At 40.6% G+C, this 20,223-nt stretch carries 23 protein-coding genes; 1 reads left to right on the top strand and 22 read right to left on the bottom strand.

The features are described 5' to 3' along the window. Window positions 1-103 precede the first annotated feature (103 nt). The 9 genes from hbs to MKX52_RS10170 form a co-directional block, all read right to left on the bottom strand. Window positions 104-382 (bottom strand): non-specific DNA-binding protein Hbs, encoded by a 279-nt coding sequence (gene hbs, locus MKX52_RS10130; protein ID WP_003215863.1) that lies wholly within the window; start codon window positions 380-382, stop codon window positions 104-106. Window positions 383-756: 374 nt separating this feature from the next. Then, on the bottom strand, window positions 757-2,235 hold the full coding sequence (gene spoIVA, locus MKX52_RS10135) for a stage IV sporulation protein A (protein ID WP_008344534.1): 1,479 nt from the start codon (window positions 2,233-2,235) through the stop codon (window positions 757-759). A 204-nt stretch (window positions 2,236-2,439) separates the two neighbouring features. Continuing rightward, the gene (locus tag MKX52_RS10140) at window positions 2,440-3,165 is read right to left on the bottom strand and encodes a hypothetical protein (protein ID WP_342490646.1); all 726 of its coding nucleotides are present in this window, start codon (window positions 3,163-3,165) and stop codon (window positions 2,440-2,442) included. Window positions 3,166-3,182: 17 nt separating this feature from the next. Further along, window positions 3,183-3,386, bottom strand: coding sequence for a DUF2768 domain-containing protein (locus MKX52_RS10145; RefSeq protein ID WP_034318888.1), 204 nt, complete (start codon window positions 3,384-3,386; stop codon window positions 3,183-3,185). A gap of 265 nt (window positions 3,387-3,651) precedes the next feature. Beyond that, a complete protein-coding gene (locus tag MKX52_RS10150; RefSeq protein ID WP_342490647.1) occupies window positions 3,652-4,689 on the bottom strand; it encodes an NAD(P)H-dependent glycerol-3-phosphate dehydrogenase in 1,038 nt (345 codons plus the stop codon). Window positions 4,690-4,703: 14 nt separating this feature from the next. After that, on the bottom strand, window positions 4,704-6,014 hold the full coding sequence (der, locus tag MKX52_RS10155; protein WP_144504663.1) for a ribosome biogenesis GTPase Der: 1,311 nt from the start codon (window positions 6,012-6,014) through the stop codon (window positions 4,704-4,706). A 159-nt stretch (window positions 6,015-6,173) separates the two neighbouring features. After that, window positions 6,174-6,368, bottom strand: coding sequence for a hypothetical protein (locus MKX52_RS10160; RefSeq protein WP_003215794.1), 195 nt, complete (start codon window positions 6,366-6,368; stop codon window positions 6,174-6,176). A gap of 6 nt (window positions 6,369-6,374) precedes the next feature. Continuing rightward, window positions 6,375-7,259: a YIEGIA family protein gene (locus MKX52_RS10165; RefSeq protein ID WP_012010394.1), complete on the bottom strand. Its 885-nt coding sequence runs from the start codon at window positions 7,257-7,259 to the stop codon at window positions 6,375-6,377. Further along, window positions 7,256-7,858, bottom strand: a complete 603-nt coding sequence (locus MKX52_RS10170) for a hypothetical protein (protein WP_012010395.1) — start codon at window positions 7,856-7,858, stop codon at window positions 7,256-7,258. Before MKX52_RS10170 ends, MKX52_RS10165 begins: the two co-directional genes overlap by 4 nt. 120 nt (window positions 7,859-7,978) lie before the next feature. Here MKX52_RS10170 and MKX52_RS10175 point away from each other — a divergent pair, with 120 nt between their 5' ends. Further along, complete coding sequence (locus tag MKX52_RS10175; RefSeq protein WP_081112329.1) at window positions 7,979-8,110, top strand: YpzI family protein; 132 nt, start codon at window positions 7,979-7,981, stop codon at window positions 8,108-8,110. A 51-nt stretch (window positions 8,111-8,161) separates the two neighbouring features. Here the strand turns inward: MKX52_RS10175 and fni are convergent, their stop codons facing one another. The 13 genes from fni to MKX52_RS10240 all read right to left on the bottom strand — a co-directional run bounded on the left by fni (window position 8,162) and on the right by MKX52_RS10240 (window position 20,219). After that, window positions 8,162-9,229 (bottom strand): type 2 isopentenyl-diphosphate Delta-isomerase, encoded by a 1,068-nt coding sequence (gene fni / locus MKX52_RS10180; RefSeq protein ID WP_342490648.1) that lies wholly within the window; start codon window positions 9,227-9,229, stop codon window positions 8,162-8,164. Between the two features lie 14 nt (window positions 9,230-9,243). After that, window positions 9,244-10,395, bottom strand: a complete 1,152-nt coding sequence (gene rpsA / locus MKX52_RS10185) for a 30S ribosomal protein S1 (protein ID WP_003215529.1) — start codon at window positions 10,393-10,395, stop codon at window positions 9,244-9,246. A 223-nt stretch (window positions 10,396-10,618) separates the two neighbouring features. Then, entirely contained in the window at window positions 10,619-11,296 is a 678-nt protein-coding gene (gene cmk / locus MKX52_RS10190; RefSeq protein ID WP_342490649.1) for a (d)CMP kinase, read from the bottom strand. 71 nt (window positions 11,297-11,367) lie between these two features. Next, window positions 11,368-11,550: a DUF5359 family protein gene (locus MKX52_RS10195; protein ID WP_003215744.1), complete on the bottom strand. Its 183-nt coding sequence runs from the start codon at window positions 11,548-11,550 to the stop codon at window positions 11,368-11,370. A gap of 63 nt (window positions 11,551-11,613) precedes the next feature. Then, complete coding sequence (locus MKX52_RS10200) at window positions 11,614-12,261, bottom strand: flagellar brake domain-containing protein (protein ID WP_088000975.1); 648 nt, start codon at window positions 12,259-12,261, stop codon at window positions 11,614-11,616. A 101-nt stretch (window positions 12,262-12,362) separates the two neighbouring features. Beyond that, window positions 12,363-13,712 carry a germination protein YpeB gene (ypeB, locus tag MKX52_RS10205; RefSeq protein ID WP_342490650.1) on the bottom strand — a complete coding sequence of 450 codons (1,350 nt, stop codon included), beginning with the start codon at window positions 13,710-13,712 and terminating at the stop codon, window positions 12,363-12,365. 16 nt (window positions 13,713-13,728) lie between these two features. Next, window positions 13,729-14,640 (bottom strand): spore cortex-lytic enzyme, encoded by a 912-nt coding sequence (gene sleB, locus MKX52_RS10210; protein ID WP_144471847.1) that lies wholly within the window; start codon window positions 14,638-14,640, stop codon window positions 13,729-13,731. Between the two features lie 128 nt (window positions 14,641-14,768). Then, entirely contained in the window at window positions 14,769-15,425 is a 657-nt protein-coding gene (gene prsW, locus MKX52_RS10215) for a glutamic-type intramembrane protease PrsW (protein ID WP_151020645.1), read from the bottom strand. A 154-nt stretch (window positions 15,426-15,579) separates the two neighbouring features. Continuing rightward, window positions 15,580-16,551: a YpdA family putative bacillithiol disulfide reductase gene (locus tag MKX52_RS10220; protein ID WP_342490651.1), complete on the bottom strand. Its 972-nt coding sequence runs from the start codon at window positions 16,549-16,551 to the stop codon at window positions 15,580-15,582. A 122-nt stretch (window positions 16,552-16,673) separates the two neighbouring features. Continuing rightward, window positions 16,674-17,948 (bottom strand): Glu/Leu/Phe/Val dehydrogenase, encoded by a 1,275-nt coding sequence (locus MKX52_RS10225; protein WP_012010406.1) that lies wholly within the window; start codon window positions 17,946-17,948, stop codon window positions 16,674-16,676. Window positions 17,949-18,143: 195 nt separating this feature from the next. Next, window positions 18,144-18,725 (bottom strand): genetic competence negative regulator, encoded by a 582-nt coding sequence (locus MKX52_RS10230; protein ID WP_003215601.1) that lies wholly within the window; start codon window positions 18,723-18,725, stop codon window positions 18,144-18,146. Window positions 18,726-18,890: 165 nt separating this feature from the next. Next, entirely contained in the window at window positions 18,891-19,679 is a 789-nt protein-coding gene (locus MKX52_RS10235) for a metallophosphoesterase (protein WP_342490652.1), read from the bottom strand. A gap of 87 nt (window positions 19,680-19,766) precedes the next feature. Further along, window positions 19,767-20,219 carry a DUF2663 family protein gene (locus MKX52_RS10240; protein ID WP_144486415.1) on the bottom strand — a complete coding sequence of 151 codons (453 nt, stop codon included), beginning with the start codon at window positions 20,217-20,219 and terminating at the stop codon, window positions 19,767-19,769. Window positions 20,220-20,223 lie beyond the last annotated feature (4 nt).

A 20,223-nucleotide genomic window follows, 5' to 3' on the forward strand; every position in this document is an offset into this window, starting at 1 on the left:
CCTTTTGATTCAAAAGGAAAAGCCCCTTATGAAAGGGGCTTTTCTAGACCAGTGCGAAACTGTATATGTATAACTCCTGCAATAGGATCATTACACATAACGATTATTTACCTGCCACCGCGTCTTTAAGTGCTTTACCTGGTTTGAAAGCAGGTACTTTGCTTGCAGGGATTTCGATCTCTGCACCAGTTTGTGGGTTACGTCCTTTACGAGCTGAACGCTCACGTACTTCAAAGTTACCAAAACCGATAAGTTGGATTTTGTCACCATTTTTAAGTGCATCTAAAATTGTATCAAAAACAGAATCAACTGCTTTTGTCGCGTCTTTTTTAGATAACTCGCTTGCTTCAGCAACCGCGTTAATAAGTTCTGTCTTGTTCATGCCTTTCACCTCCTCCCAAAAATATGCATTCAATAGATTGTTATCATTTCTTCACAATTCATCTTCTTTCTATACACTTTTTTCGAAAAAAATCGCGTCTAGAAAGCGGTATACATGGCTTTTCATTAGAAAACAACTCTTTGAAGGAATGTTTGTCCAACAAAGTGAAGATTTTCTGTAAGTAGATTAACACATATGAAATACCATATCAAGCATTTTAAAGGGAAGAATCCTTATTCGTCAAGGATTAAGGGCACTTTTGCGAACGAATATTCCTAATTTCAACCTGAATCTGACTAATCTTTATACAATTGTCTTTTTATGACTCATTCCATACGCAAAAAAAGACCCCTGTCAATGAGAGGTCTCACATGCTATAGAATAATCGCGATCAAACCGCCTGATCCTTCGTTGATGATTCTTTCAAGTGTTTCTTTCAGTTTATATCTTGCATTTTCTGGCATCAGTGACAGCTTTGCTTGAATGCCTTCTCTGACAAGGGAGCTGAGTGAGCGCCCAAATATATCAGAATTCCAAATCGAAAGCGGATCATCTTCAAAGTCTTGCATTAAGTAGCGGACGAGCTCTTCACTTTGTTTCTCAGTTCCGATAATCGGTGCAAATTCACTCTCTACATCTACCTTAATCATATGAATAGATGGTGCAACCGCCTTTAGTCGTACGCCGAATCTCGAACCCTGTCTTATGATTTCTGGCTCATCTAAACTCATGTCTGACAAGGCCGGAGCCGCAATTCCGTATCCCGTCTGCTTCACCATTTTTAAAGCATCTGATACTTGATCATATTCTGTCTTCGCATGCGCAAAATCTTGCATGAGCTCTAGAAGATGGTCTTTCCCTCTAATTTCTACACCAACCACTTCTTTTAGAATATGGTCATATAGATCATCTGGGGCGTACAGGTCAATCTCCGCAATCCCTTGCCCCATTTCAATCCCTGCTAAGCCCGCTCTTTCAATAAAGTCAAATTCACTGAATTGACCAACGACACGGTCAACATCTCTTAATCTTTTAATATCCTTTACGGTTTCTTTCACTGAGTCCTGATAGCTTTCTCTCAGCCAGTGATCTTCTTTCAGCACCATGACCCAGCTTGGAAGGTTCACATTCACCTCTAGGACTGGGAATTCATATAATGCTTCACGAAGCACACTGAGGACATCTTGCTCTCTCATACTTTCTACACTCATGGCGAGTACTGGAATATCATATTTTTGGCTCAGTTCCTGCCGCAGTGCTTCTGTTTCAGGGTGATAGGGTCTCACAGAGTTGATCACCATAATAAACGGCTTTCCAACCTCTTTGAGTTCATCAATCACACGTTCTTCAGATTCAATATAATCATGTCTTGGGATTTCTCCAATGGAACCATCCGTTGTAATCACAACACCGATGGTTGAATGCTCTTGAATGACCTTACGTGTGCCAATTTCCGCCGCTTCATGGAACGGGATTGGCTCTTCATACCACGGCGTGTTAATCATTCTTGGACCATTTTCATCTTCATACCCGCGCGCACCTGGGACAGTGTATCCTACACAATCGACAAGCCTGATGTTGACATCAAGACCGTCACTCACATGAATCGATGCCGCTTGATTCGGTACAAATTTTGGCTCAGTGGTCATAATGGTTTTTCCTGCTGCGCTTTGCGGCAATTCATCCTGTGCTCTTGCACGATCTGCCTCATTATTGATATTCGGGAGCACCACGAGCTCCATAAACTTTTTAATAAACGTAGATTTCCCTGTACGAACAGCGCCAACGACTCCTAAATATATATCGCCTCCTGTTCGTTCAGCGATATCCTTGAAAATATCGACTTTTTCCAAGTGATCCCCTCCCGGACTTGCTATCCTCGTTTTCAAATAAAATACTCTATTCTTCAATCAAACTTGCTTGAAAGGTGTCTGGACAATATATGTGTATGACGTTGTCCTATTTGAATATGACACCTTTTTTGTTTTGAGAGTATGTTTAGCCATAAAAAAACCTTTCTCCTCATTTATATGCAGAGGAAAAAGGTTCATTCTTGTTTATGAGGTCTTTTTTTCTAAAAAGTCGGGCTCGCCTTTTTTGTTGATGGTATATGGGACAGAAAACGCGGGTACAAACGGGGTTTCCTGCCAATAGACATCTTGAATGTTTTCACCTGGTTTCAACTTTTGTTTCGTATTCTTTAAAATATGAGCAAAATCACTGCGGTAGTCCACATAGATTTCGCCATTTGATGAAATCAGTAATGGGAGGGAATTCCCTGTCACAGGGCTCATGACCGTAGGCGGCGATTTTAAGCCTAGCTTTTTTTCATTTAACGTATATAAATTGTTTGATACGACTTTGCCGTATGGCGGATATGTATGTTCATCTTGATATAATTTGATCCTAAGCCGTAATTCACTGATGGTTTGCGTCATTTTGACATCAAGCAGTTTTACAGTTGGTTTTTTTTCGACGTCTGTGAGGACATAAATATATTCTCCCCCGCCTTCAAAGGAAGTAGACGGTACATCGTGTAAATATCTTGGTGACAAGCGCTTAAAGTCGATGACGTACTTCTGATAAACCGGCGTGTCTCCTTCTTTCGTTTCAATCGGCAAAAGACCATTTGTTGCTTTTTGAAATTCCTCAATCGCTGTCTGAACGCTTTGTAGCTGCTCTTCGTACGGCACACGGTTTTGAGTTTTGCGATTTTCTGGATACAGACAACCTGTTAGTAACATAAGTGCTAACAACGTGACACTGACTTTTGCTTTGATCATCACATTCTTCCTTTTCTTTATTCATTGACCGGCCCGCTAAATACAACTAAAAACACAATGATACCTGATATCAGCATCAAGCTATATGCGACGGTCGAGGCTGTTATTTTAAGAAACCGGCTCTTCAGCTTAAATCGACTGAAATAAATGGTTACTACAGCTAAAAACATGAGCCCCATTGAACCAAGTGCAAACCACATCTTGATTAAAGCAAAACTCATCGTGCCTGTCCCCCTTTAAAACGAACAAATTGTAAGCGTTTATATTTCATTCTAAACCAATAATAAGGTAAATATCAATCATTTTTCCAATCATTCAGAAAAAAGCGCATAAAAAAACTGAAGCAAAGAGGGGGACTCCGCTTCAGTCATTAGGTCGACTATTTTTCCTCATTCTGTAGAGGCAAAGCTCTATTCAAACTTCATTGCTATGTTATGCAAGTCTTCCCCTTCTTGCATCCTCTACACGCCTAAGTTAGTCTTCCATTTATTTGGTTTGGTTCTCAAACATGTTCACAAGGTCTTCCATTTCATGTGTTTTCACACGTGCCATTAATGACTCGACAGCATCGTCCACCTTTTTCCCTTCAAACAGGACGTGGTAAAGCGCCTCTGTAATCGGCATGCTGACTTTGTATTCTTTGGAGAGCTGATAAGCGCCTTTTGTTGTACGGACGCCTTCAACGACCATCCCCATCTTCTCGAGCACTTCTTCAAGCTTATACCCTTTACCAAGCAGATTTCCGCAGCGCCAGTTACGTGAATGAACACTTGTACATGTCACAATCAAATCTCCAACGCCCGTTAAGCCAGCAAATGTCAGAGGATTCCCTCCCATTTTTGTACCGAGACGTGCGATTTCAGCGAGTCCTCTCGTGATGAGCGCCGCTTTTGCATTGTCACCATATCCAAGCCCGTCTGTGATTCCTGCCGCAAGAGCAATGATATTTTTCAGTGCGCCGCCAATTTCTACACCAATCACATCAGGGTTTGTATAGACTCTAAAGTTATTGTTCATGAACAAATCTTGAACAAATTGAGCTGCTTCAATATTTTCTGATGAAACAGTGACAGTTGTCGGATGACGCAAACCTACTTCCTCAGCGTGGCTAGGTCCTGATAAGACTACGACAGCTTCTCTTTTCTCGTCTGGGACTTCTTGTTCAATCATTTGAGATATTCTCAGAAGTGTATCTGGTTCAATCCCTTTACTTACATGGACAAATGGTACTTTCGACGTGATCAGCTCATTTGCCTGTTTCAACACTTCACGAATGGCCTTTGTTGGCACAGCAACAATAATAGCGTCTGTTCTCTCTAACGCCTGCTTCATGTCTGTCGTCGCCTTGATAGACGCTGGCAGTGCGACATTTGGCAAGTAATCATGATTTTCATGTTTCTCATCGATTTGGTCAATGAGCTCTTGTCTATGTCCCCACATGTGTACATCATGATGATTATCAGCTAATACAAGAGCAAGCGCTGTTCCCCAGCTTCCTGCTCCAAGTACTGTAATTTTCTTCATTCTGCTCACCCTTTTTATTTTCTCGCTCTCGCAAATATTTTAATCGGTGTTCCTTCAAAACCAAACGCATCTCGAATACGGTTTTCTAGGAAACGTTCATAAGAAAAGTGCATAAGCTCTGGATCGTTTACAAACACAACAAAGGACGGAGGCTTAATGGCCACCTGTGTCGCATAATAAATTTTCAGGCGCTGTCCATTGTGTGTCGGTGTTGGATTCATTGCGACTGCATCCATGATGATATCGTTCAAAATATTCGTTTGAACGCGCATCGCATGATTTTCACTAGCTGTAATAATGGACGGCATTAACGTATGAATTCTCTTTTTCGTGAGAGCAGACATAAATAAGACAGGTGCATAATCTAAGAATTGAAAATGCTCACGAATGTTTTGCTCAAATTCCTTCATCGTACGCTCATCTTTTTCAACAGCGTCCCATTTGTTCACAACGATTACAACGGCTTTACCAGCTTCGTGTGCATAGCCTGCAATACGTTTATCTTGCTCAATAATGCCTTCTTCACCGTCTAGAACAACAGCGACAACATCAGAACGATCAATGGCTTTTAATGCACGAAGCACACTGTATTTCTCTGTTGTTTCGTATACTTTTCCTTTTTTTCTCATACCTGCTGTATCAACAATGACAAAGTCACGCTGATTGTACGCAAACATCGTATCGACAGCATCTCTCGTTGTACCAGCGATGTTGCTGACAATGACGCGTTCTTCTCCGAGCATCGCATTCACTAAAGAAGATTTCCCTACATTCGGGCGGCCAATTAAGCAGAACTGGACAACTTGTTCATCATACTGCGTATCTGGTAAGTTCTTAAAGTGTTCTGCAACTGCATCAAGTAGATCACCAAGACCTAATCCGTGCGTTCCAGAAATAGGATATGGCTCACCAAACCCTAGTGCATAAAAGTCATACACATCACTTCTCATTTCAGGGTTGTCCAGTTTATTGACAGCAAGTACAACTGGCTTTTTCGTGCGATATAAAATTTTTGCGACTTCTTCATCCGCTGATGTCACACCATCTCGGCCATTCACCATAAAGATGATGACATCCGCTTCATCCATTGCAATTTCTGCTTGATGGCGAATTTGCGCTAAAAATGGCTCATCTCCAATATCAATTCCACCAGTATCTATTAAGTTAAAGTCATAATTTAACCATTCAGCAGAGCTATAAATTCGATCTCTTGTTACACCAGGTGTGTCTTCTACAATCGATATTCTTTCGCCTGCGATTCGATTAAAAATTGTAGATTTTCCAACGTTGGGCCTTCCAACAATGGCTACGACAGGTTTACCCATAGTACCCTTCCTTTCAATCCAGCCGCGATTCAATATGTTCATCATCATGTTTCAACCGGGATTTAAAATTTTCATTCAGTTTTATGAAATAAACCCTTCAAACATGAAGGGTTCAACTTATATATTATATCAATTTTTAATCAGACCACAATGAATAACTTAAAAATGTTTGACAATCAAGTAAAGATCTTCTCCAATTCCGTGTGCAATGCCATCTAAAATGGCCTCTAAATTCATCGCGTACATGTCGAGTTCTTCTTTATTTTCACAGAAAAAAACTGCTGTTCCGCCCATGACTCGCTCTTTATTTGTTGTAGCCACAGCGAGTATAAATTGTTCAATGGTGTTCGCCATGCCCTATTACCTCACTTTCTTTTTTATGAACTCTGTCGGCATTCTGATGGCATTTTCTAAAATGGGTACTTCTTCTAATACACGGACAGCCAGATCTTCACGATACCATTGCGGTAAAATGAACACACCAAGTGTGCCGTTATTTAGATCACGCTTTGCGAGCGGACAGAGCGAAGGTTCACCAGAGTCGCGATACACACCAAGTACATTGGATAAATCAAATAAGATGGCTTGCCGCTGCCCAAGGTTAGCAATTGTTGTGGCTGCGTTGAAATTTTTCGGTGTCAAAACAAAACCCATCCCATGCTCTAAAATGAGCTTTTGCTTTTCGGGCAGTCCGATATTCATGATGTAAATATCATTCACATAAAGCCCTGCCCCATCAAAGCGGAGCTCTCCTTTTTGTATGTTGACAATATCCTTTAATTGACTGCCAGACATTAATAGCTTTGCCAAGAAAAAACAAAGAATACCGACCACTGTCCCAATAATGAGCGAGAAGAAAATGCAAGCTGTGGTCGTAATCAGCGCCGTGAGAATCGCAATATAATTTCGACTTTCAAAGGCAATGGCAATGCCTTCTATATATGTACTACCTCTTGATACTAGCTCATATGAATCCATCTGAGTTAACGTATTTCTTTCCATATTGCGGACATCTCGGAATTGCGTGGCCGCCAGTGTGAGAAACGTAATCGCCGTAAATTCCTCCTGAATGAGTGCAGGCATAATGATCGCACCAAGGCCTGAAGCGATAAAACCAAGCGCTATGTGAATTACTTGTCCATGAATATACGTAGGATATTGCCGGTAATCTGTTCTTAACATATAAAGCCTTGCCGCCATCCCAAAGATGACACCAATAATCACAGGAAACGTATAATCCGTCATGTTGATTTTGCAGCCCCTTTTACTGGTTTTCTTGATGAACGGGCGTTCAAGAGCTTTTCAAGCTGATCGACACCTAATAGGAAGATGGACCCTTGAACAACAAGGGACAGAAAAGAGAGATCTCCTATGACAATCGATGATGTCAGGCGGTGAATCGTGAGCGCATAAAGGGCTTCGCCAAGACATATAGACATCATCCATAAGGTGACTCGTTCCTTGAAATCATGTCCATATGTCAAAGACATTAAGATCAGCAAGGCAAATACGACCCAATCCACTTTTATTAGCGTGAACCAAACCGGGTCATATAATGCAAAAATCATAAAAAAGGCATATGCGCTCACCATAGAACCTAATTGTATGATTCTCATTATTTGATGACCAGACCGGCATAGAACAAAACCTGCACATGCATATAAAAAGGTCATCAAGTACCCCGCATTCAGGCTCATATCAAACATGGATATCATGAAATGACTACATATAATATGGACAAGAACACAGATGCCTAACACATTGCGCCATAAGCTTTTTTCCATAATAAATGTAACGATAATCCAAACAAACCATATGGACCAATAATAGTACAAAGCTTCCAACGTCTCATCACCTCAATTACATTATGGGAAAATCACCATTTTTTAAACGTAAGGGATCGCTTTGGGCATTGTATGAAAAAAACAAGAGGTGACACCCTAATGGATGAGGAGGGATGTATGATGGGAAGAGATAGACAAGAAAAACGTTTAAAGGCATCAAAAAGAGTGGAATCCGACCGTGATCAATCCATTCATTATAAAGGGGCAACAGCATTAGAAGGTCCAGATAGCGCACGAAAAAGAAATCAATAAAAAAAGCATGTGATCACCACATGCCTTAGATGAAAAAGGGCTAAACTCGCTTTAACCCTTTTTCTTATTTGTTCTTACACTATAGTACGTTGTGTCGATGCCTCTTTCTTTGAGCCAATGACTTGTATCACCTGAAATGACTACTTGGGTTTGTCTCAGTTCTTCAATGGTCTTCGCGCCAAGAACTGTCATCATCATCTTCACATCCTCTTGAAGATCTATCATATCTGCGATGAGACCTTTTTCCCCACCGTCAGTCAGTGATTTTAAGAAAAAGCCAGCTAGACCAGCAGCGGATGCGCCAAGAGCAATTGATTTTGTGACATCAAGGGCGTCTTGTATACCTCCCGAGGCTAAAACCGTTTGGTCTGGAAAACTTGTATGTACTTCAGCAAGACTCGCTGCAGTTGGAATCCCCCATTGATCAAAATAATGAAGAGCTTTTTGGCGGCGAAGATTTTCGATCTTAGAAAAGTTCGTACCACCAAATCCCCCTATATCAACGGCAGCAATCCCAGCATGAAATAACTTTTTGGCCGTTTCCTTGCTCATGCCAAATCCAACTTCTTTTACGACAACAGGCACACCAACTGATTCGGCGATAGCTGCAATGCGCTCAAGTGCCCCCCTGAAATCACGGTCTCCTTCAGGCATGACAATCTCTTGAATCACATTTAAATGAATCTGGAGCATATTGGCCTCCAGCATCTCAACTGCTTCCTTCGCTTGTTTGATCGTTGCCTCACTGCCTAAGTTCGCAAAGACAATTCCATTTGGATTCACTTTTCGAACAACTTCATACGTACGTCTTTCTTCTTTATCTTTCAGCGCAGCCATTTGTGATCCAACTGCCACCGGAATATTGGTTTCCTTCGCTGCGATTGATAAAGAGCGATTTATCTCATAGGTCGATTTTCCGCCCCCGCCAGTCATTGCATTGATAAAAATTGGCGAACCGAAAGTCAGTCCGCCAATTGTTGTATGTGTATCAATTTGTGATGTCGCAAGATCTGGTAAACCGACGTGAACGAAGGAAACATCTTTTAAACCTGTTTCTGCATGCTGTCCAGTGGACAAGGCATGTTCAATATGCTGTTTCTTTCTTTCTGCTCGCGTCAACTTTGATCACCAAATTATTTTAATTTATTGAGCTTATCGCCGATCAGGTCACCAAGCTGGAATCCGCTTGTGTTTTCTTCTTTCGCCTGATATTGACGATAATTCTCTTCGATTTGTTTTTCAGGATTTTCTTCTAAATCACGAATGCTTAGTGAAATGCGCTCTTCATCTTCATTCACATCAAGCACTTTGACTTTCACAGTTTGCCCTTCTTCAAGGACTTCATGCGGTGTACCGATATGTTTATGAGAGATTTGGGAAATATGCACAAGTCCTTCGACGCCTGGCAGAATTTCAACAAATGCACCAAAGCTTACAAGACGTTGGACAGTTCCTTCAAGCACATCACCTTGTTTTACCTTTTCGCCAATCTGGCTCCAAGGTCCTGGTAATGTTTCTTTAATAGATAGTGAGATACGCTCGTTATCACGATCAACAGCTAGTACTTTGACCTGGACTTCCTGGCCTTCTTCCACTACGTCAGATGGCTTTTCAACATGCGCATGGGATAGTTGAGAAATGTGAACCAATCCATCAATGCCGCCAATGTCTACAAATGCACCAAAATCAGTAAGGCGTTGCACTTTACCGTCAATCACACTGCCTACCTCAAGTTTTTGCAAGAAGTCTTGCTTTTTGTCTAATTGCTCTTGCTCCACTACTGCACGGTGCGAGAGAATGACACGATTTTTTTCGCGGTCAAGTTCAACCACGACAAGTGAGAGTGTTTTACCTTTGTAGTCTGAAAAGTCCTCAACATAGTGCGCTTCTACAAGAGATGCAGGAATAAATCCACGCACACCAATATCTACGACAAGACCACCTTTTACAACGTCTTTTACTTCAGCTTCAAATACTTCTTTTGTTTCAAACTTTTTCTCTAGGTCTTCCCAAGCGCGGTCTGCATCAACAGCACGTTTCGATAAAATCAAAGCATCGTCTTCGACTTTTGTTACTTTAAGCTCTAATTCGTCGCCATCTTTCACGACATCTGATGCTTTTTCAACGTGAAGACTTGATAATTCACTGATTGGGATGATCCCAGGCTGTTTCACATTGACGATATCTACATTGACATGCTTGTCCTCAACTTTAGAAACAATCCCTTTCACTACATCTCCAACCTCTGGTACCTGAACATCGATTTGATTCATTTCCTCTGTCATTTCGATAACCTCCTTGGTCCAAACCTACACAGCTTAGTTAAAACGACTGGGTGAATATGTGTCTTAAGCATGATGATTGCCAGCCGAGTATGTATTATAGAAACATTCAAATCAACAGAATTGCTTGAATGATCAATAAAAATAGTATTAGTATAAACTTCTAATAAAAGACCTTGTTTGTCAAGAGATAAACCTCTAACTTATAAAAGTTTTCTAAAATTTCTTACTGTTTCTCTACGCGGTCTGCTGCATCTAAAATTTTACCTGCTACCTCTTGAATGGAAAGAGAAGTGGTGTCAATTTCAATGGCATCATCCGCTTTCTTTAGCGGTGAAACTTCGCGCTCAGAGTCAAGCTTGTCACGCCTTGCAATCTCTTCGATCAGCTGATCGTAATTGACATCATAGCCTTTTTTCTGATTCTCCTCAAAGCGGCGTTTTGCTCTTTCTTCTACAGAGGCAAGCAAGAAGATTTTCACTTCGGCATCAGGAAGAACGTGCGTACCTATGTCTCTTCCGTCCATGACGACACCGCCTTTTTTACCAAGCTCTTGTTGCCTGCGGACCATTTCTTCCCGAACAGCTCTGTGCTTTGCGACAACCGATACTTGGTTGCTCACGCGGTCTGTGCGAATCTCCTCTGTCACATCTGTATTGTCTAGATGAACTTTTTGACCCTCGCCTGTTGAGACAAGTTCAATCACAGTTTTTTTCAGTAGTGCATCAAGTGCCTGCTCATCTTCAAGATCTACACCTTGTTGAAGTGCCGCAAGTGTAATCGCTCTGTACATGGCACCTGTATCGATATAAATATATGATTTTTTTGCTGCGACAATTTTTGCCACAGTGCTTTTTCCTGCTGCAGCAGGACCGTCAATTGCGATAGATAATTTCTTTTTCATAATACCTCTCCTTGATTGAATCTCCCTTATGAATTGTAACACGATCACCGGTCAAACGGGGGAATTTTCTATTAATCCTTCTGCTTAAACGTCTCGATCCAATCTTCAATGCTCATGTTATTTACACCCTCGTATTGCACGACTTTTGACAAAAATAGTTCTCCTTTCGTCAAATGAAGAGTAATCTGAACGGCTAATAATAAGACAAGCTGAATGAGCACCGCTTTAAATAACCATCTTTCCATTGTCTTCATACAAAAAGCCTCCACGCTAGAATCTATCACCTCTAGTATGGAAGCTTTTAACATCCTTTATTCTTATGCTTTTTTCACACGTGTTAAAAGCTGCTGCTGGAAGCAGTACTTCATAATGTGCTGCTGCTGATCATTTGAGATCTCAGAAAACTCCATGATCGCTCTTGTTTTACCAGTCTGCTCATCTTGATAGACTCGGCTCATCTCTGCAACCGCTTTAATTTTGACAGGCTCTTTCAGCGGAAGTTCAAACTCTGTGATCACTTCTCCGTCTTCTTTCAATGAGACACCTTCAGGAACAGCAATGGCTAAGCCGCCAGCACTCATATTGACAATAAACGTGTCAAAGGATTCTTCACCCGTTTGCGTGATCGCGGCTTTGACCATAGTATCGACTCTCAGATATTCTCTCCGCTGAAGCCGAATCATTTCTTCTTTTGGCGGAATGGAAATGACGATCATCGGAATATCTTCTTTCTTCTTGCCGATGACTTCGCTTGTGCATTTGTATGGAATTTGACTTTCATCGAAAAAGAAAACGGTGATTTCTGTTTGCTGGTTCAAATAGATCGTGCGTCCCGTTTCTTTATCAGCTGGATAATTAATGCAAATATCATCGTTATTATTTTCCAAAACTTTCGATTTTGCAGTTTTCACTTCTTTGTTCTCATTGACATATTCAATTGTGATTGCATCCCCTATTTGTAACATTCCTCATCACTCTTTCATCTGTGAAATCATATCCTCTCCTATATTAAACCATGTATAAAACAAAAGGAAAAGGCTTATTCGCCTTTTCCTCACTTCCTTTTCTATAGGTCTTTATATATAGGTTCTGCGTTTTTTAGTTTATCTACTCGTTCTTCTTTTCCGGTATCCGCATTAATGAACATTCGGTACGTATCATTTTTTATCGTTCCAAGGAACTCATAGCATAAAACTTCTTCTGACATATCGTTTTGAACAATCGCCACATGAGTATCTTCGATTTTCACATGCTGATTGAGTGTTTTCTTCGCTTCTTTTTGTGAGATTTTAGGTGCTTTGATGTCTCTTGTTTTATGATTCGTTAAATAGTCTTTCGCTGAAAATCCAACCACTTCTCCATCATCTAATGCAACCTTCATGCGTATACTATCTGGATACAGCAGTACATTTTTTTGTAGTGGCACATAGGTAAATACACCGATATTATCAAATTGCGCACTTTCATCTAAATGGAATGACTCTGCATCAAATCCTTGCTTCTTTAAAAAGCTGAGTGCTTTTTCTGATGCTTGGTTTAAACTGATTTTCTGTTTTTTTACGTCTCGATTTTGAAGAAGGTAAACGGGATGCCCTCCTTTTTCAGTCAAGTCTAAATAGAAATTCGCTTTACTATCAGGATCTGACATTGATAAGCTGTACACATCTCGATTGGTTTTACTTCCGCTTTTTCTCACCTTAAAATGTTGATTATGATCAGGTGTGAATTGCTGGGCTATGCGTATCGCTTCTTTCTTTGAAATCTTTTTTCCTTTTAAATGATTGTAGCCACGTGTTTCTGCTTCTGTCGACACATTTGTCGGTCCGAGATCGACATCTGCAAATGCATCTGCATTTTTCTCGACTGTTTTCAACCCGTCAATGATGGTGTTATCATTCTTTCGGTCACCATCAGCAAGTGCCATTTCAACATCCATCCATTTTAAATTTTTGTTGAGGACGAGATGTTGCACTTGTCTCAGTTCGTTTTGAATATCAGATGCTTGTTGATATAATGACGTAATGGTTTTGTGCGTATTTTTGTTTAATGGTTCATCTGATAAGGATTTCACTGATGATTTGTAGCTAAAGTCTCCGACATTCGCCAAAAATTCTTCCGTTTTGTTAAAAGGCATTAATGTAAGCGGAAGCTGACTCACATTGTTATGTGCTTCTGAAGACATTCTCCATACATCTGCAAGTGCTGGTGAAATCGACAATTGGCTGTTCATCGCAAGCGTTGCTCCAAGTTTGTCGTGTAGCTGATCCACTTGGTACGTTAAATCGTGGAAGGCCCTCTGATAGTTATTCTCTGCGTGCAAAAGCACTGCGTCTTTTTCTTGATGCTCTTTATAGCCCCAATAACCTGTTGAGATAACAGCAATTCCTAAAATGGCAATCAATATTCCTCTGATCATTTATTTACACCTCTTTCTATTCGCAGAAAATATGTTTCCCAATGCGTTTAATTTGTGGTCTACCCCAAATCCATGGGCTAGTCGCTGTATCAGGATTAAAGTAATAGACGGCACTCTCAGATGGGTCCCAGCCGTTAATGGCATCAAATACAGCTTTTTTTGCAGTTTCATTAGGTGACATATAAAATTGACCATCCGCCACAGCTGTAAATGCAAGCGGTTCAAAAATAACACCTGCGATTGTATTTGGAAAAGTCGAGTTGTTCAAACGATTTAAGATGACGGCAGCGATCGCCACTTGTCCTTCATACGGCTCGCCTCTTGCTTCACTATATACCGCTTGTGATAAGAGCTGAATATCATTACTAGAAAAACCACCTGGCATGTTGGCTGCCGTTTGTTTCGGTGTTTGATTTGCTTGCTGATTGCCTGACTGTTTCGCAGACTTTCCAGATGCTCCACTTTGACTTTTTTGATTCTCTTTTGCACCTTGAGCTGTCTTTTTTTGTGAACTTCTTTTCGCTGGAGCTTTCGTTTGCTGATCAAGAGGTTTCCCGCCATAATGGGTAAACTCATTCCCCTTTTGCAGCTGCTGCTGAACAAAGTCTTTATAGTATTTTGTCTTTTGAACTAAGAGGCTTTTTGTTTGTTTACCTACAAGTCCGTCGACCTTCTTTACACCATATTGGCTTTGAAAGTTGCGAACGGCCCAGTACGTCCCCCAGCCATATACACCATCAATTTTGCCATTGTAAAAGCCATTGTATTGGAGCCGTGCTTGCAGCTCGACTACATCTTCTCCTGTTGCACCACGCTGAATGACTTGACTGGTGAAGGCTTCACTCTTTTCAGTTGTCATTAGTGAGGTTGCGAGTAGAACGATTGAGAAGATAAGGACGATTTTTTTCATGAAACGAGCTTTGTCCATATTTGATCCTCCTGTACTTTTGATGTTTGAATATATATTTCTTCCAATCCCTATTTTTATACATTCAACACAGGAGAGAAATGGATGAAAAGACAAAAAAACGCCCTATCAACTGATAAGACGTTTTTTTAAATTTGCACCATTTTCACAGAACGAGCCTTTTTTGCTTTTCGCAGGCCAAACCACCATAAAAAAATCATGAATGGTAGCATGATATATCCCCAATTTTTCATCCCTAACAATATGAAATCATAAAGGCCGTGAAAAAGCACAGGAAGCGTTAAAGAAAGAATCAGCCATTTATGCTGCTCTTTTTTTTCAGAGAAGCGGGCTTTGCCGATATAAAACCCCATCACAACACCGAATAAAGCATGACTTGAGACGGGTAATAAAGCACGGGTAAACGCATATTCAACCCCGTGACCGACTAAATAAAGAATATTTTCAAGTGTGGCGAAACCAAGTGAGACACTTGTTCCATATACAATCCCATCATAGTGTTCGTCAAATTGGGCATGTGCATAGACGCTGACCATTAAAATAAACCATTTTAAAGATTCCTCTAAAAAGCCCGACGTCACAAATGAAATCAAGATAGGGTTCGTGGTGATATGCTCCTCTTGTAGGACATATTGAATAAACATGGTTGGAAACACAAGTATAACGCCTAGCATAAAAGATCTGATGACCATGTGTACCGGCTCATTGTCGTACTGATCTTTCAAATAAAAATAACTTAAAAGTGCGATGCCGGGAGCTAAACCTGCTGAGATGATTGCGATCATAACCAGACCTCTTTCCCTACATTATCCTTCATTATCGTACCATGATTTACCCATTTTTTATATGAATCGAGCCCATTTTTATGAAAATTACTTTCTATATAATCCCATTTTATAGCAAAAAAACTGAATCCCTTAAAAGGATCCAGTTCTTTTTTTATCCGTTCATTCTGTTGTTGATTTCTTCTGCAATAAGCCCACCATGAAATCTCCCATTTTCAATGAAAATTTCATTGGCATTATTTCCAGCTGCAATGACTCCTGCAATGAAAATACCTTCTACATTTGTCTCCATCGTCTCTTCATCAAATGCTGGACGGCCTGATTCTTGATCAATTGTCACTCCCATTTTTTCTAAGAAAGAATGATCTGGATGATAGCCTGTCATGGCAAAAACATAATCACTTTTCACTCGCTCTGTTTGCTCTTGCTGATTTGTAAAAATCACTTCTTCTTCTGTGATTTCCTGCACCTGCGCTCCAAACTCCATTCGTATCGTTCCATTCCGCACAAGTGCTTCAAACTCTGGCAAAATCCAAGGTTTGATGCTAGATGAATATTCAGTGCCTCGATACAGTACAGTGACTCTACTTCCGCATTTCACAAGTTCTAGCGCAGCATCGACACTTGAGTTTTTCCCACCGATCACCGTTACATCTTTATCAAAGTATGGGTGTCCTTCTTTAAAATAATGATAAACATGTGGAAGGTCTTCCCCTTTGACATTCATATAGTTTGGATGATCATAGTAGCCCGTCGCAATCACGACATAATCACATACATAATCGTCTTTTGATGTGCTCACGGTAAAATGACCGTCTTTTTTCGTCACAGCGTTCACTTTTTCAAAGGCATGTACACGCAGGCTTTTTCGTCTGACTACTTCTCGATAATAAGAAAGTGCCTGGATACGTACGGGCTTGCGATTTTCAGTAATAAAAGCGACATCACCAATCTCAAGCTTTTCACTTGAACTAAAAAAGGTTTGATGTGTTGGGTAATGATAAATACTATTGACGACATTCCCCTTTTCAATGACAAGTGCATCAATGCCGATTTGCTTGAATGCGATGGCAGCTGATAGTCCGCATGGGCCGCCTCCTATTATGATCGCTTTTTCTTGTTTCATTTGTTCCACTCCTGTCGTTTCAATGCAATAACAATTGCTAGCTGTTTCATGAGTTGTTCATTCAATAAAAAAATCTCCTATTTAAGGATAGGAGATTTTAAGGCGCGATGCAAATGAGCCGCTTAAATCCAGCCTCTGAAACGAGAAGCTTCAGCCATTTTACGTACGCCGACCATGTATGCAGCAAGACGCATATCGATGCGGCGATTTTGTGCCATTTCATAAATATTATTAAATGATTTCACCATCATATCTTCTAAACGAGTTTCGACTTCCTCTTCAGTCCAGTAGAACCCTTGGTTATTCTGCACCCATTCAAAGTAAGAAACCGTTACACCACCCGCACTCGCAAGTACGTCTGGGACAAGCAGTACTCCACGATCTGAAAGAATTTTTGTTCCTTCAAGTGTCGTTGGACCATTCGCTGCTTCCACGACAATTTTAGCTTTAATGTTTGCCGCGTTATCTTCAGTGATTTGGTTCTCAATGGCTGCAGGTACTAAGATATCACAATCGAGCTCAAGCAGTTCTTGGTTTGTGATGGTATCGTTAAATAATTTAGTAACGGTTCCAAAGCTGTCACGTCGGTCAAGCAAGTAGTCAATATCAAGACCATCTTCATCGTATAACCCGCCGTAAGCATCTGAAATTCCTACGATTTTCGCTCCAGCATCATACATGAATTTAGCTAAGTAGCTTCCTGCATTTCCGAATCCCTGTACGACAACACGTGCCCCGCTTATGTCAATTCCTTTTTTCTTCGCCGCTTCTTTGATGCAGATCGTCACACCTTTTGCTGTTGCAGTATCACGTCCGTGTGAACCTCCAAGAACAATTGGTTTTCCTGTAATAAATCCTGGCGAGTTAAATTCATCCATTCTAGAATATTCGTCCATCATCCATGCCATAATTTGAGAGTTTGTAAACACGTCTGGTGCTGGTACATCTTTCGTTGGACCAACGATTTGACTGATTGCGCGAACATAGCCGCGGCTTAGTTTTTCAAGCTCTCTAAATGACATTTCTCTTGGATCACAGATAATACCGCCTTTTCCTCCGCCATAAGGAAGATCCACAATACCACATTTTAAACTCATCCAAATTGAAAGCGCTTTTACTTCTTTTTCAGTAACGTTCGGGTGGAAACGAATACCGCCTTTTGTCGGTCCGACAGCATCATTGTGCTGCGCACGGTAACCAGTAAAAATCTTTACTGATCCATCATCCATCCGTACTGGAATTTTCACAGTTAAAAGACGAATTGGCTCCTTCAGCAATTCATACACTTCTTGCGGATAACCTAATTTGTCTAGCGCTTTATGTATGACGGTTTGAGTTGACTTTAAAACATCTAGCTTATCTTCTGCGTTATGAGCGGCGTTTTGATCGGCTGCCATTAAAATAAACCCCCTAGAAATCTTTCATGATCTACTGCTCCCTTTCAAGCAATAGTATACACCTTCGTACTGGTAAAGCAAAGGTAAAAAACGTTTTTTATCAAAATAAAATATCAGCGTTTATAAATATAAAAAGGATATAAAAAAATACTGTTGTTTCATCACAACAGTATTAAATATAATAGAAAAAAGTGATTAAAAATACATTTGAATCGTTTTCACTGCATCATCTTGCATGATCACTTTTCCGTATTCTTTTAACCGATGAATCGTTAATGTCGTAGGAGAACCGAACTCCGCTAAAATGGAAATGACGGTATCAGCTGATAGTTCTTCAAAATCATCAAGGCTGAGAAAATATTGACCTTCATAATGGTAAACTGTACCCCCTAAAAGTCCAATACGACTTAAACTATGGGACAGTTGAATCACATCTTCAAATGAGGCAAATTGATAGAGCACATGATGACTCTCGTCGAGTTTGACTTGCATCTCAATGTAATCTTCATCAAACTCATCATCATCAGCATCATCTTGCTGACTCTTTGTGACAATGACAACCATCCCCTGCGCCTGAAGTGAAAATACTTCAACAGCAATCGGTCCACTCGCTTCAAAACCGAGCTCCTGATTCGCTTCGTTCATCATGTCTTTAAACAGCTGATGGACTTTGAACGAATCTTTCCAAAGGTCTTCTTTCGTAAGACCCCGGTCTGTCAGGTCATCTAGTGTGAGAAAAATTTTGATTTTATTATAATTCAGACGCTCCAGTCGCATAACGTTCCCTCCTGCCTCTTCTAAACACACATCATACTGTAGTATATGAGATGATGAGTCATAGGTTCTTAATTTTGTATTCAGTTTACACTGTGTCAAGTCGGAAGACAAGCATGAAGCTATGCTTACGGTGACTTTTATGGAAAATATTGAAGGCGCATCCAGTTATCGCTTTTTGACAGGCATTAAATAGATCAAATGGGTTTCTGGCTCAGCCCCGAGACGCATTGGAATCTTCGTTGTCCCATAACCATTACTAATGAGAAAAAATGCGCCTTTCACCTGACCAGTTCTTCCTTTTTCATACGGACCAAATTTCCCAATTCGGATCTGACCTCCATGCGTATGACCGCTCAAAACAAGGTTGATTCCCTCATCTTCACTCATTAAATGATGTACATCTGGGTTGTGTGATAAGAGAATATTTACGTCACCTTTCACAAACTCAGGTCGTATCGCTTCATAATCCGCCTTTTCAAGCCGAATATCATCAATACCTCCAATTTTGATTGGCTGGCCTTCGAAATCCCACACAGCCGTTTCATTTTGCAGAGTCGTCACATCGAAAGCATGAAGAATTTCTTTAAACTTTTGCTGGTGCAACTCGTGATCATTATTTCCCCAAACAAAATAAACGGGCGCAATTCTTGATAATCGTTTCACATTTTCTTCTATTCTGGCGTAGGGTACACCTTTTTCTGCTAAGTCCCCGCCTATCATAATGACATCCGGTTTTTCTTGTGTGACCTCGGCTAATAATGAGTCATGAATGAGCCGGCGGTGTGTATCAGAAATAAAGAAAATCACTCCTGGTCGATCTGATTGAAGTGCTTCTATTGTAAAGTAATGCTTTTTGATGTTGTTTTGTTTTGCCGTTTTCACCATTTTTGCCGTTACACACACACCTGTTGTAACAGCCGCAATGGCGGCGGTAAATCCGATGGCATATTTCATCATAAATGGCTCCCTTGCATATGTGTCGTTCATAAGACGCTTGAATGAAAAAAGACGTTTCAACTATTAAAACGTCTTTTTACGCATTTATTTACTTTCATAATAGAGATTAATGTCATATTGCTGGTGCATATAGTGAAAAACCGCTTCACGCTCTTTCCACTGGTCTGATTGCGGCCATAAGTCTGTGCTTTTTTGTATAATCTCACATCTGAGGCGATGATATTCATCCTCAGCCTTTTCTTCTTTTTTCTTATAATAATAAGAAGCATAAAAAGCAAACACCTCAGCCATGATCCAAAATAGAAAGACCTCATGACCGAGCAGTGTTGCAATCATTGCTTCTGGCTGAAGAGAGCCTCCCTTATTTGCCGTTATCACAAAATAAAACAAAAGAATCGCCAGTGATAAAAGGGCTGTCCATTGCCACCTTTTGCACTGTTTGGCAAAGCCCTCATATTTGTGCTTTCTTTTGATCAACGTTTCCATCATTTTCTGTGTCGGCTGATCCATATAGCGGCTGATTGCGTGCAAAGTCATCACA

This window comes from Bacillus sp. FSL R5-0422, assembly GCF_038610765.1.
Lineage (GTDB): Bacteria > Bacillota > Bacilli > Bacillales > Bacillaceae > Bacillus > Bacillus pumilus_O.

Coding starts and splice junctions, on each gene's coding strand:
- sleB (WP_144471847.1), bottom strand. CDS start 14,640: ATGGACAAAGCTCGTTTCATGAAAAAAATCGTCCTTATCTTCTCAATC.
- MKX52_RS10195 (WP_003215744.1), bottom strand. CDS start 11,550: ATGAAGACAATGGAAAGATGGTTATTTAAAGCGGTGCTCATTCAGCTT.
- MKX52_RS10220 (WP_342490651.1), bottom strand. CDS start 16,551: ATGAAACAAGAAAAAGCGATCATAATAGGAGGCGGCCCATGCGGACTA.
- MKX52_RS10225 (WP_012010406.1), bottom strand. CDS start 17,948: ATGGCAGCCGATCAAAACGCCGCTCATAACGCAGAAGATAAGCTAGAT.
- ypeB (WP_342490650.1), bottom strand. CDS start 13,712: ATGATCAGAGGAATATTGATTGCCATTTTAGGAATTGCTGTTATCTCA.
- prsW (WP_151020645.1), bottom strand. CDS start 15,425: ATGATCGCAATCATCTCAGCAGGTTTAGCTCCCGGCATCGCACTTTTA.
- rpsA (WP_003215529.1), bottom strand. CDS start 10,395: ATGACAGAGGAAATGAATCAAATCGATGTTCAGGTACCAGAGGTTGGA.
- cmk (WP_342490649.1), bottom strand. CDS start 11,296: ATGAAAAAGAAATTATCTATCGCAATTGACGGTCCTGCTGCAGCAGGA.
- MKX52_RS10175 (WP_081112329.1), top strand. CDS start 7,979: ATGGGAAGAGATAGACAAGAAAAACGTTTAAAGGCATCAAAAAGAGTG.
- der (WP_144504663.1), bottom strand. CDS start 6,014: ATGGGTAAACCTGTCGTAGCCATTGTTGGAAGGCCCAACGTTGGAAAA.
- MKX52_RS10145 (WP_034318888.1), bottom strand. CDS start 3,386: ATGAGTTTTGCTTTAATCAAGATGTGGTTTGCACTTGGTTCAATGGGG.
- MKX52_RS10240 (WP_144486415.1), bottom strand. CDS start 20,219: ATGACTTTGCACGCAATCAGCCGCTATATGGATCAGCCGACACAGAAA.
- MKX52_RS10235 (WP_342490652.1), bottom strand. CDS start 19,679: ATGAAATATGCCATCGGATTTACCGCCGCCATTGCGGCTGTTACAACA.
- MKX52_RS10230 (WP_003215601.1), bottom strand. CDS start 18,725: ATGCGACTGGAGCGTCTGAATTATAATAAAATCAAAATTTTTCTCACA.
- MKX52_RS10200 (WP_088000975.1), bottom strand. CDS start 12,261: ATGTTACAAATAGGGGATGCAATCACAATTGAATATGTCAATGAGAAC.
- hbs (WP_003215863.1), bottom strand. CDS start 382: ATGAACAAGACAGAACTTATTAACGCGGTTGCTGAAGCAAGCGAGTTA.
- MKX52_RS10150 (WP_342490647.1), bottom strand. CDS start 4,689: ATGAAGAAAATTACAGTACTTGGAGCAGGAAGCTGGGGAACAGCGCTT.
- MKX52_RS10165 (WP_012010394.1), bottom strand. CDS start 7,259: ATGACGGATTATACGTTTCCTGTGATTATTGGTGTCATCTTTGGGATG.
- MKX52_RS10140 (WP_342490646.1), bottom strand. CDS start 3,165: ATGATCAAAGCAAAAGTCAGTGTCACGTTGTTAGCACTTATGTTACTA.
- MKX52_RS10160 (WP_003215794.1), bottom strand. CDS start 6,368: ATGGCGAACACCATTGAACAATTTATACTCGCTGTGGCTACAACAAAT.